General features: G+C 61.7%; 11 protein-coding genes. 1 reads left to right on the top strand and 10 read right to left on the bottom strand.

What is annotated here, in order from left to right; all coding sequences use genetic code 11:
- Window positions 1-91 precede the first annotated feature (91 nt).
- From BSG19_RS22970 to pcaD, 5 genes are all read right to left on the bottom strand, one after another.
- The gene (locus BSG19_RS22970) at window positions 92-1,141 is read right to left on the bottom strand and encodes a 3-carboxy-cis,cis-muconate cycloisomerase (protein ID WP_092990337.1); all 1,050 of its coding nucleotides are present in this window, start codon (window positions 1,139-1,141) and stop codon (window positions 92-94) included.
- A gap of 85 nt (window positions 1,142-1,226) precedes the next feature.
- On the bottom strand, window positions 1,227-1,841 hold the full coding sequence (gene pcaG / locus BSG19_RS22965) for a protocatechuate 3,4-dioxygenase subunit alpha (RefSeq protein ID WP_092990336.1): 615 nt from the start codon (window positions 1,839-1,841) through the stop codon (window positions 1,227-1,229).
- On the bottom strand, window positions 1,841-2,590 hold the full coding sequence (gene pcaH, locus BSG19_RS22960; RefSeq protein WP_092990335.1) for a protocatechuate 3,4-dioxygenase subunit beta: 750 nt from the start codon (window positions 2,588-2,590) through the stop codon (window positions 1,841-1,843). The genes pcaG and pcaH overlap by 1 nt, the downstream gene beginning before the upstream one ends.
- Window position 2,591: 1 nt before the next feature.
- Complete coding sequence (gene pcaC / locus BSG19_RS22955; RefSeq protein WP_092990395.1) at window positions 2,592-3,002, bottom strand: 4-carboxymuconolactone decarboxylase; 411 nt, start codon at window positions 3,000-3,002, stop codon at window positions 2,592-2,594.
- Between the two features lie 2 nt (window positions 3,003-3,004).
- A complete protein-coding gene (gene pcaD / locus BSG19_RS22950) occupies window positions 3,005-3,805 on the bottom strand; it encodes a 3-oxoadipate enol-lactonase (protein WP_092990334.1) in 801 nt (266 codons plus the stop codon).
- 89 nt (window positions 3,806-3,894) lie between these two features.
- On the opposite strand from pcaD, the gene pcaQ reads away from it, so the two are divergent.
- Window positions 3,895-4,857, top strand: a complete 963-nt coding sequence (pcaQ, locus tag BSG19_RS22945) for a pca operon transcription factor PcaQ (protein ID WP_092990394.1) — start codon at window positions 3,895-3,897, stop codon at window positions 4,855-4,857.
- Between the two features lie 67 nt (window positions 4,858-4,924).
- On the opposite strand, the gene BSG19_RS22940 is transcribed toward pcaQ, so the two are convergent.
- From BSG19_RS22940 to BSG19_RS22920, 5 genes are all read right to left on the bottom strand, one after another.
- On the bottom strand, window positions 4,925-6,652 hold the full coding sequence (locus BSG19_RS22940; protein WP_092990333.1) for a methyl-accepting chemotaxis protein: 1,728 nt from the start codon (window positions 6,650-6,652) through the stop codon (window positions 4,925-4,927).
- A 346-nt stretch (window positions 6,653-6,998) separates the two neighbouring features.
- Window positions 6,999-8,651 (bottom strand): ABC transporter permease, encoded by a 1,653-nt coding sequence (locus BSG19_RS22935; RefSeq protein WP_170866083.1) that lies wholly within the window; start codon window positions 8,649-8,651, stop codon window positions 6,999-7,001.
- A gap of 41 nt (window positions 8,652-8,692) precedes the next feature.
- Window positions 8,693-9,670 carry an ABC transporter substrate-binding protein gene (locus BSG19_RS22930; protein ID WP_092990331.1) on the bottom strand — a complete coding sequence of 326 codons (978 nt, stop codon included), beginning with the start codon at window positions 9,668-9,670 and terminating at the stop codon, window positions 8,693-8,695.
- Between the two features lie 197 nt (window positions 9,671-9,867).
- Complete coding sequence (locus BSG19_RS22925) at window positions 9,868-10,980, bottom strand: ABC transporter ATP-binding protein (protein ID WP_210185412.1); 1,113 nt, start codon at window positions 10,978-10,980, stop codon at window positions 9,868-9,870.
- Window positions 10,981-11,099: 119 nt separating this feature from the next.
- Window positions 11,100-12,017: a DUF6929 family protein gene (locus tag BSG19_RS22920; RefSeq protein WP_092990330.1), complete on the bottom strand. Its 918-nt coding sequence runs from the start codon at window positions 12,015-12,017 to the stop codon at window positions 11,100-11,102.
- Window positions 12,018-12,043: the final 26 nt, after the last annotated feature.

Here is a 12,043-nt window from a genome sequence, read left to right as displayed (position 1 = left end):
AAAGCAGCAAAGGATGTTCGACGAAGCGCGTTCCAACACCGTGTCGGCGTTGCAGCGGGCCGCATCCGAACGCATCGTTCAATAGCGCATATTACGTTTTCGCTCCAAGATGAGCGATCGAGTCCAGCGTCTGAAGCGACAGACGCAGCGATGCCGCCGTTGCCATGACGATCTGGGGAAGGACCAGCCATTCGAGTGTCCAGGCAGCGCCGGAGCGCTCCTGCTCATGCACCAGAGACTGGTGAAGGGCGGAGACCTGAACCGCATTGAACCGGGCGAGCGCGACCAGCGTTTCCGCGGCAATCGGGTTCTGCTTGTGCGGCATGGCAGAGGATGTGCCGCCACCGGAAAGAGCGATCTCGTCGCCGCCCTGCGCAAGCAGGGCAATGTCCTGTCCCATCTTTCCGGCGGCCCCTGTCACGAGGGACAGGAGATGACCGATATCGGCGATATATCCGCGCTGGCTCTGCCATTGCAGCGTGTCTGTCAGCCCCATCTCCTGCGCGATCAAGGCACGCACGGCCTCCGCTTCCGTACCCAGCTTTTCCAGCGTGCCCGCAGCACCTCCGAACTGGAGCGGAAAGACTTGGCACGCCAGTCTGTCCCTCGCGTGTGCGAAGGGCGTACGCCAACTGTGCAAACGATCGGAAACCGTCATCGGGATCGCCGCCTGCATTCGGGTACGGCCCATGAATGCCCGGTGGCCGTAAGCTTCGTCCAGAACATGAAGTTTGCGAACAAGACCATCCAAGCGGTTGACGAATATCGAGAAAGCAGCTTTCAGGCGAAAGACCAAGCTGCTGTCGATGACATCTTGGCTCGTCGCGCCGACATGCACATGAGCTGCCGCTTCACCACCAACCGCCTCGCGAAGCTGCCGCACGAGTTCGGGAACGACGACGCCGTCGGTCGCCGTCGCCTGCTTCAGCCGGACGATATCCGGGTTGAAGGTCCCGCAGATCTCGCCGATCCTCCGAGCGGCAACAAGCGGCACGAGCCCCCGCCCCGCCTGCGCCCGTACCAACGCAGCTTCGAAAGCCAGCATTGCCCGGATGTCCGCCTCGACCGAGAGCAGAGCCCCGACCTCGTCATCGCCGAGAAGACCGGAAAGGAGGGGATGGTCGAAGGCGGCGATGCTCATGTGTCAGCTTTCCCCAGGTTCCCGAAGACGCATCCTGTCGCTATGCAAACAACAGGCATACGATATCTCCGGCGTATGCTCGTCATCAGATATCGAGGAACACCGTCTCCGACGACCCTTGCAGGTGGATATCGAAAATATAGTCGTTACCGCTCCGCTTCGCGATCATCGTCTCGACACGAGCCCTATGTTCGATCCGAAGCAGAAGCGGATCGGCCGCATTCGCCTCTGCGTCCTCCGGGAAATAGAGCCGTGTGTGCAGGCCGATATTGATCCCACGCGCCACGATCCACACCGTCAGATGCGGCGCCATCAGGCGTCCGTCCTTGAAGGGCACGCGACCGGGCTTGATCGTTTCGAAACGGAAGACGCCGTCTTCCGAGGACGTTGCGCTGCGTCCCCATCCGGTGAAGTTCGGGTCTGCGGTCCCCCGTCGTTCACCTGGACTGTTATAAAGCCCCGCACTGTCGGCCTGCCAGATCTCCACGATGGCATCGCGCACTGGCGCGTCCGCTCCGTCGAAGATGCGACCGCTGACGGTGATCCGCTCGCCGAGCGTCTTTTCGTTGACCATCGTCGTTCCGAGATCGCCCGCATAAACCCCCTCGATACCGCAGCTGTTGGGCATGAGGCCGATATGGACGTAGGGGCCGGCCGTCTGAGAGGGCGTTTCCCTCAGCACATCGCGTGACCGAAGCATCAGTTTCCCTCCAGCCGGTTTTCGAACAGTGTAGAGCGGCGGCCCCGCAGGATGATATCGAAGCGATACGCCCGCGCATCCATGGGGATCGTGTTGTTCCAGTCGAGCGGCGCGATCAGCTGCTCGACGGCGGCCCTGTCGGGGATGGTGTTGACGATCGGACATTTCCAGATCATCGGATCGCCCTCGAAATACATCTGCGTGATCAGCCGCTGCGCAAAGCCATGACCGAACACGGAAAAATGGATATGCGCCGGGCGCCAGTCGTTGACGCCATTCGGCCAGGGATAGGCGCCGGGCCTGACCGTGCGAAAGGCATAATATCCGTCATCGTCGCAGATCGTGCGGCCGCAACCACCGAAATTGGGATCGAGAGCCGCGAGATAGGTTTCCTTCTTGTGCCTGTAGCGCCCCCCGGCATTGGCCTGCCAGAACTCGAGCAGAGCGCCGCGCACCGGCTTGCCGCGTTCATCCAGCACGCGGCCGTGCACCACGATCCGCTCGCCGATCGCGCTTTCGCCGGGTTTTGCGAAATTATGGATGAGATCGTTGTCCTGCTCTCCGATGATCCCGTGGCCGAAGACAGGCCCGGTCGTTTCCGACAGCGTCCCATCAAGCGACAGAAGCGCCCGCTGCGGCGAGCGCAGCACGGATGTCTTGTAGCCCGGGGTCAGCGCCGGAGCGTGCCATGTCCGGTCACGTCCGAAGAAAGCGCCGGTTTCCGGCTCCTCACGAGATGGCATCGGCATCTTATCCTCTTTCCGCATGCGCCGCTTCTGCATCCATTTCGGCATACGTGCGCTTGGCAATCTTGATGGCGTGGTTGGCGGCGGGTACGCCGGCATAGATCGCGACATGCAACAGCGCCTCGCCGATATCCTCACGCGATGCACCGGTGTTCAGGGTTGCCCGGATATGCATGGCGACCTCCTCGTCCTGACCGAGCGCGGCCAGCAGCGCGATGGTAACAATCGATCGTTCCCGCTTCGTCAGCGTATCGCGCGACCAGACATGGCCCCATGCCGCCTCCGTAATGAGGGCCTGAAACGGCCGGTCCATCTCCGTGGCCGCGGCCTCTGCACGGTCGACATGCGCGTCTCCCAGCACCGCGCGGCGCGTGGCCATGCCCTGCCGGTATCGCTCCGAATTCGTTGCGGACATCATCAGGCCTTTTGATCGAGAGAATGGAGGAAAGAGCGTAGGATTTCGCACAATGCGTCCGGCTGCTCGACACAGGGGATATGCCCGGCATCGGCGATGATCTCGAACCGGGCACCCTGGATCAGGTTTGACGTAAGGCGCACGAGGTCCGGCGGCGTGGAGCCATCCTGATCGCCGACGATGCAGATCGTGGGCACCGCGATGCCGGCGGCAGCATCGGTGTAATCCGCATCACGGATCGCCGCGCAGGCGGCCACGTAACCTGCCGCCGGTTGGCGGGCCAGCATGGCGCGATAGCCGGCATAGGCGGCGTTTTCCGGATTTCGGAAGGCAGGCGTGAACCAGCGCTCCATGACGGCATCAAGGATACTCTCGATCCCGCCCTCCGCGACGGCCTGGATCCGCGCGTTCCACATATCGGGCGTGCCGATCTTGTGGGCGGTTGCGCAGAGTATAAGCGCCCGAACCAGATCCGGGCGGCGCTGGTAAAGCGCCTGCGCAACCAGCCCACCGACGGACAGGCCGCAGATGACGGTGCGCGTGATGGAGAGACGATCGAGAAGGCCGGACAGGTCGGCTGCATGATCCTCGATGGTCGCGGCCCCGCCACCGTTGCCCGAAAGTCCATGTCCCCGCATGTCGTAGAGGAGTACGGCGAACGCATCTTTCAGACGATCCGTGACGTCGTTCCAGATGCGGAAATCGGTGCCGAGCGAATTGATGAAGACGAGCACGGGTTTCGTCGCGGGATCGCCGACGACCTCGTGGTGGATCGTTACATCGTTGACGTTCATAAATCGCATAGGCACCTCCCAGGTTCAGAATGGTGCCTTGCTCCGCATCTGTAAAATGATAATTCAGATGGGATCGATAACCAATGAGTTATGCGTCCATGAATGAATCCGGCATCAAGGTTCGCCACCTGCAGACATTCGTCGAGGTCGCCCGACAGAAAAGCGTGGTGAAGGCGGCGACCGGCCTGCACATCACCCAGCCGGCCGTGACCAAGACCATCCGCGAACTCGAACAGATCCTCGGCGTTGCCGTGATCGAGCGCGAGGGACGCGGTATCCGCATCACGCGGCACGGCGAGGTCTTCCTCCGGCATGCCGGAGCGGCGTTGACGGCCCTGCGGCAAGGCATTGACTCCGTCTCCCGTGAACGCTCCGGCGAAGCCCCGATGATCCGCATCGGCGCCCTGCCCACGGTATCGACCCATATCATGCCGCGCGCGATGCAGCTCTTCATGAACGAGAAGACCTGGAGCCGCGTCAAGATTGTCACAGGCGAAAATGCCGTGCTTCTCGAGCAGCTTCGTGTCGGCGATCTGGAACTGGTGATCGGACGTCTGGCGGCAGCCGAGAAGATGACCGGATTTACCTTCGAGCATCTCTATTCCGAGCAGGTCGTCTTCGCCGTCCGGGCCGGACATCCGCTGCTGTCCCACAAGGGATCGCCGCTTTCCCGTCTCAGCGATTACACGATCCTGATGCCCACGCGGACCGCGATCATCCGCCCCTTTGTCGATAATCTCCTCATCGCAAACGGGACGGGACACCTTCCCGACCAGGTCGAGACCGTCTCGGACGCTTTCGGGCGGGCGTTCATCCAGATGAGCGATGCCGTCTGGATCATCTCCGAAGGCGTGGTCGCCAACGACATCGAGAACGGGCTGCTGGCAAAGCTCCCGATCGACACCCGCGAGACGCGCGGACCCGTGGGTCTGACGATGCGCGCCGACGCGATAGCGTCCTTGCCTCTTTCGATCCTGTTGCAGACGATCCGAGAAGCGGCTTCGGTCCTGCACCCCTCGGAGCGCTTTCCGAACGGAGGCGTGCAAGACCGGACACCATGAGGCCCTTCAGCGGACTCGTCTTCATGATCGGCGCGGTCGCGAGAAAATCGGAACCGCGTCGATTTGGCTACCGCATCGCCACCCGCCGCGCCGGAGCCTCCGTGCGCTGATAGGACGAGGCAGACTGTGACGAAGAGAGGGACGTCCTCGTCGCATCCTGTCCGAGTTCGAAATGCTGGATCAGGTCTCGCAGCGTGGCGGTCTCCTGCGCCAATGTGGCGCTGGCCGCATTCGTTTCCTCGACCATAGCCGCGTTCTGCTGTGTTACCTGGTCCATCTGGTTGACGGCGGCGTTCACCTCGGAGAGACCCGTCGCCTGCTCGCGCGCGGAGCTGGTAATGGCCTCCATATGTTCGTTGACCACAACGATGTTGCCGCGGATGGTCTGCAATGCTTCCCCGGTCTCGCTTACCAGTTTGACGCCGGTGCTGACCTCGTTCGAGGAGTTGCGGATAAGCTCCTTGATCTCCTTGGCCGCCTGCGCGGACCTCTGAGCAAGTTCGCGCACCTCTTGGGCGACGACGGCAAATCCCTTGCCTGCTTCGCCCGCACGCGCGGCTTCGACGCCCGCATTCAAAGCGAGAAGGTTGGTCTGAAACGCAATCTCGTCGATAACACCGATGATGTTGGAAATCTGGTTGGAGGATGCCTCGATGCGAGACATGGCGCCGACCGCATCGGCGACGACATTGCCCGAGCGTTCGGCATTCTCGCTGGCTGTCGAGGCGGAACGACGCGCCTCTTCCGCACGTTTGGCGGCGTTGGAGACATTGACCGTGATCTCATCGAGCGCTGCCGCCGTTTCTTCGAGAGAGGCTGCCTGCTGCTCCGTGCGCCTCGACAGATCCTCGGCGCTGCGGCTGATTTCCCGCGTTCCCGTGTCGATCTGTGCAGTCGATCGGGCAACGGCCCCAAGCGTGTTCCGCATCTGGCTCAGAGCGACGTTCATCGTGCTGCGGAGGCTCTCGAAATCGGATGCGAACGGCTTATCGAGGCTGAACGAGAGATCTCCGTCCGCAAGTTTGGTCAGGGCCTCGCGGATGGCACTGACGGCTTCCACGCGTTCGGTCACATCCGTCGCGAATTTGACGATCTTGGTTACCTTGCCCTTCGCATCCAGGATCGGATTATAGGACGCGTTGATAAAAATGGTCTTGCCGTTCTTGCCATAGCGGGTGAACTCGGCAGCCTGCACCTCGCCTCGCCGCAGCGCATCCCAGAAGGCCTTGTATTCCGGCGATTGCGCGTAACAGGGCTCCACCAGCATGCTGTGCGAACGTCCCTTGATCTCATCCATGCTGTAATTGAGGGCGTTCAGAAAATTGGCGTTCGCCGAGACGATCTCTCCCTGAGTGGTAAACTCGATGATGCCCTGGGAACGGCTGATGGCGACCATCTGCGCCTGGTAGTCCAGATTCTGAAGACGTTCTTTGGCGTTGCCCCACTCGACGACGAAGCCTGTCGTCTTCGCGCCGTTCAGGAGCGGCGTGACAATCAAGTCGAACGCTCGCTGGCCGATCCAGATCGTCGCGCGATGCTGCGTCTTGAGGGCCGCAAGCATGTTGCGCTGGTGAGACGGGTTCTTGTGGAAAATATCGATATTGCTGCCGATCAACTTGTCGAAATCGAACCGTGGCAGCTCCTTCTTCAGGTCCGGCCCGGCCTCCTTGAGCAAGTCCATGACGGCGTCGTTCATATAACGGATGTTGAGGTCCACATCCGCGATCATGATGTTCGCCGTAATCGACTTCATCGATTGCTGCTGCATCTTCGAAATATCGTACTTCTTGAACATGACCTCTGCCGCCCCCAGATCTTTGCATCCCGTCAAGCTATTTTAGACCGGATAATGTATGAATATAAATGAAGATGATTAAAATTTAGTTTTAGTCTTACCGATGGCACGATACGTTTGCTGCGTCCCCAGAAACGCTGCCGCTTCCGGGAGTAAAACTTGATAGTTTTTGTTAGCTAACCCGATTTTTGGGATGGTTTCGAGCAACCCGGCGTTCATCACAGTCCTACGGAATGTGGATATGCTCTCTACATGAGGAGACCGATTATCCGGTCAGCACAACACAGTATCTGGCAAGGTGGCCTGACGCTGGAAGCGGAAGAAGGCGGCCGGTCTCCAAATTTATCTACTCGCCCCAGGGAAGCGTTCTCTTTGGCAGCCATCCTCCAAGGGCTGAAACGATGACGACCAGAACCAATACCAGAAGCATGGACAGAAGTGCCACCGCCGCGGCCGCTGTGGAATTGCCTTCGTATTGCAGGGCGAAGACCATGACGCCGATCGTTTCGTTGCCGGAGGACCAGAGGAGGGACGAGACCGTCAACTCGTTGAGCGCCGTCATGACGATGACGACAGCACCCGCCACCGCCGCCGGCAGAACGCCGGGGAAGAAGACCGACAGGATGCGACGAGCGAGCCCCGCACCTGCGACGCGCGCCGCCTCGTCGAGCGAGGGGTCGGCCGACTGCGCAGCTGCGACGATCGGTCTGAGGACCAGCGGCAGGAAGCGCGCGAGATAGGCAACGACCAGAATGGTCATCGTTCCATAGATCGAAACGCCGATCAGCGGCAGAGGTCTGAGGAACGCGAGGATCATGCCCAGCCCTACGACCGTGCCAGGGACAACCCAGGGCACCTCGATCGCCGTGTCGAGAATTTTCAGCACGGGATTTGTCCGGCGGATGCAGAGAAAGGCGAAAGGAACGGAGACGAGCCCGCAGAGAAGAGCGGTCACACAGGAGAGCAGGAGTGAATTGGCAAAAGCGCGCCGTACGGCATCGTTGCCGAGCACGGCACGGAACTGGTCGAGGCTGACGGTGTCCGCGCCAAAGGGGACACCGACGGCTGGCAGAAGCGCCGTCATCGCGAGGGCTGCAAGCGGTACCAGCGACAGCGCGAGCACCGCCAGCCAGAGCAGGACCTCGATAGCGGGCGCCGCCCGGTTTGGCACGAAAGGCGCGCCTGCCGGAAGCGGAACGGCAAAACGTTTCGTAACGAGATTGCGCGAGAAAATGGCAAGCGCTGCCATCAGCGTCAGGATAAGGGCCAGCGTCGCCACCTGACCGGCGGCGGCCGGGCCGAAGCCATTCAGACGCTGATAGATTTGCGTCGTCAACACGGGAATTCGACCGGGAATGCCAAGCAGGGCCGGCACCCCGAAATTGCCGATAGCGGCGGTAAACGCGATCAGACTGCCAGCCAGTACCGCCGGCATGACGATCGGCAGCACGATATTACGACCAATCCGGCCTGCTGGAATGCCGATGATGCGGGCTGCCTCGACCAGATCCGCCGGCAACGCCCTGAGCGCCGCGCGTACCGCAATGAAGACGAGCGGCATATGCTCGATCCCCATCACAAGTGCGATACCGCCTGTCGAGTACAGCGGATTGGCGGCGCCCGGCGGCGGTGCCAGCCCAAGCGGCTTCAGGATCGGCGACTGCGCTCCCAGAAGCTCGATCCAGGCGAGCGCCATCGTTTGCGATGGAACGATCAGCGGCATCAGGATGAGGAAGGTCAGGGCCGATCGCGCCCGCAGCTTCAAAAGGCTGACGGCAAAGGCGAGGATAACGCCGAGCAGGGTCGAGATGACAACGGATAGGACCGACGTCTGCAGGGTGCCGGACAGGGCGCGCAGCGTCGAGCGGCTGGAGAGCGTCGTCAGCATCAATCCCAGCCACGCGCCGTCTTCTCCCGGCTGCAAGGCATTGGCAAAGAGCCGCGCGAGAGGCCAGAGCGTCGTGATGGCAACGTAGACGACGAGAAGGGAGACGAGCATGCGCTCGCCTCCCGTTGGCCTCGGACGGATCATCGAGCGGATCAGCCGCCGAAGAGTTCGGCAAATGTCTCCTTGCTCTCGGCGTCCGCCTTGAGCATGGCGGCGCTATCGGCCGGCAGGATCTTCAACGTGTCGAGAGCAGGATACCCCTTCGGCTGGGTTATGCCCGGCACAACCGGGAAATAGCCTTGCGCGCTTGCCTGTTCCTGAGCCGTCTTGGAAAGCTGCCAGGCGACAAAAGTCTTGGCGGCTTCCACCGTGTCGGATGCCTTCAGGACGGCGACCGGCTGCGTGATCGAGCTCACTCCCTCGCTCGGGAACACGAAATCGACAGGCGATCCCTTCTTCTTGGCGTTTAGGGCCATGTATTCGATGATGATGCCATAGGCTTTCTCGCCACGGGCGACGGCTTCGATCACGGTGCCATTGCCCTGCCCGGCAACCGCGCCCGCCTTAGCAAGCTTTTCGTAGTAGCCCCAGCCGAATTGCGGCTGTTGCGTCATCGTGCCCACATGAATCACGGCAGCGCCGGAATAGAGCGGGCTCGGCATGATCAGGCTCTTCGCGACGTCGGTGGCCAGCAGGTCGTTCCAGCTCTTCGGCGCCGTCTTCACGAGGTCCGTGTTGTAGACGATGCCGGTGGTGATGACCTTGGTGCCGAAGTAGGTCTTGTCGGTGTCGATGAAAGCGGGATCGATGCCCGTCACCGGCGCATCGGGGATGGCGAGCAGACGGTCATCGTTCTTCAGCTGCGTCATGGCAACCGTATCGGCGATCAGGACAACGTCTGCCGGGCTCTTGCCGGCTGCATATTCAGCCTGCAACTTGGCCATGATCTCCGTCGTGCCCGACCGGAAGAGTTCGACCTTGATATCGGGATGCTCCGCGTTGAATGCCTTGACGACCTCGGTCATCTGGTCCTGCGGTTGCGAGGTGTAGACAGTGATCGTCTCCTCGGCTTGTGCGTGGAAAGCAAGGCCAGCAGCGATTGTGGTGGCGAGAAGCGTGCGGATGAACATGTGGACCTCGCGGAAAGGCGCGCGTGGCGGACAGGGCCCGCCCGGACGGCAGAGTACCTGCAGGGCTGCAAGCGTGTTTCCGGGTAGCGCGGGCAGATGACAGCGAGACGACAGTTTCTTGATCTTCGTGTGACATGCGCCGGGCACGCGGACATCCGCAGACGGCGCCTGACGATGCCGGCGGTGGCCTTGCCCTGTCAGGTCGCCCGGACCATCCTCGCAGGCACGTCAACGACCCTGTCTGTAGTCGTTGAGCCGTCGCGTTCTATGACCCAGCCGCCGGAAATCGCGAGGTTGATCGGCGTGCCCGACGCAAGGCGTTCGGGCAGCGGCAAACCAAGAACGTTGCCATCGATTTCGGTCGGCAGGCAATGGCTGAGCCACGCGCCGTTCTGAAACACCTGACTGACAAGCTCCGTCCTGAGATGGCCGCGACCGGACACCCGTTGGAGATCCGATGCATGGAGGCAGAGCCACCCATCGCCAACGGGAGCGGAGCCTTGCAGCTCCAGCATCTCCTCACCCAGCATGACCTTGTTCATCCCTTCCTGAGCGCCAACCACACGCACGGGAAGCGTTCTACCGCGTCCGATGAAGCGGGCCACCATCGGCGAGGCAGGGCGATGGTAGAGGTCTTCAGGCGTCCCCAGCTGTTGCAGGCATCCTTTGTCCAGGACGGCGACATGCGTCGCCACGGCCATCGCCTCGTCCTGATCATGCGTGACGAAAACGAAGGTCGCATCGGTCAGGCTGTGAATACGACGGAACTCGGCCAGCATCGCCTCTCGCAGATGCGCGTCGAGATTGGCAAGCGGCTCATCGAGAAGGATCAGTTTCGGCCGCATCGCAAGAGACCGCGCCAAGGCCACGCGTTGCCGCTGACCTCCTGAAAGCTCATGCGGCCGCCTGTCTTTCAAACCGTGTAGCCCGACGACCTCCAGAACGTCGTCGATCCGCCGCTCTCGTTCCCGTGCGCCAAGGCCCGCCACCTTCAATCCGAATTCGACGTTGCCGCGAACGGTCATGGTGGGCCAGAGTGCATAGGACTGGAACACCATGCCGATGCCCCGTTTTTCCGGAGGCACGAAAGCTCCGTCACCGGCCACCACCTGATCGTCGAAGAGTATCTTCCCCTGATCCGGTATCTCCAAGCCGGCGATCAGCCGGAGCAGCGTCGTCTTTCCGCAGCCGGACGGGCCGAGAAGGGCAAGGAAAGCCGTGTCGGGAATGGCAAGCGAGACACGGTTCAGCGCCCACAGACTATCGAAACGCTTGCTGATGGCGCTCAAGCTCAGGCGGGGCAACGACATGATCTCCCGTTCATGTCCTCCCATGCCACCGCGAGATGACAAGAGCGTGACATTTATTCAGCGCCCTCGCGCACCATAATCAAGGGACGACGTTTGTGCGTATGCGGACGACGAAAGACTTATCGAAAGAGCGGCATGGACAGAAGCAGCGCTGGAATCGCCGGATCGTCTGCGTCCGTCACCAGCAGCAGCTCGGACTGTCCGCCGACAGATGCGACGGTGATACCTTCGACCTTGTAAGGCCGCTCCAGTTGCTCGAGCAAAACCAGATGCCCGCTTGCATCGACGATGCCGATGGCGGCGCCAACGCACATGCCGTCCCGATAGGCATCTTCGGTGTCCTCTGCGACGGCGCTGACCGCCATCCGGCCGTCCGGCAGCATGGTCGCATCCGTCAGACCGAGGGCCACGCCGTCGATCGTGCCAAGATCGAGCCGGGTGATAGCGGAGGGTAAGAGCGCGCTCCCGTTCTCGCCGAAAAGGCAGTGAAGCGCTTGTGCGAGGGAATAATGGACAACGGCATTGTCGCGCCGGCCTTTGTTCCCCCGCTGTATCAAGCGAAGTTCATCGCCCGCGATCACCGCGCCTTCGATGTTCAGGTCGGGAAACATCCCGGACAAAGGCGCAAGAAACGGTGCTAGATCGAGGACACGCGGTGCGCCGGATACGGCTCCGCCCGCATCGAGACCCAAAAAGACCCCGCGCTGCCGGTTCTTCCGAGAGCCGGAGCCAAGAGCAAGCAGCGCGCCGTAAGGATAGGCCCCGAAAGCCGGGAGATGCACGAGCGCTTCGAGATCGGGCTTCCGACGCTTCCGCTCCGCCTTTTCCTCCGGCAGGACGCCATCGAACAAACGGACCAGACGGCCGGGCTCCGGCATGGTGAGCGGGAAGATGCCGAGGTGCAGCGCATCATCCGCCACGACGTAGAGCGTCGTACCCAGGCACACGAGCCCACTCGCGGCACTCAGATACGTGCTCCCCTGCCCTGGCTCCGGCTGGTCGATCGTCAATTCGCGAATTTCGGTCAAGGCGATCATGGCCGCTTTCTCTCAGGAAGGGGCAG

The organism is Rhizobium sp. NFR03 (assembly GCF_900111275.1).
Lineage (GTDB): Bacteria > Pseudomonadota > Alphaproteobacteria > Rhizobiales > Rhizobiaceae > Ferranicluibacter.
Note: the sequence above shows the minus strand (reverse complement) of the source record. Positions and strands in the feature narration are given on the sequence as shown.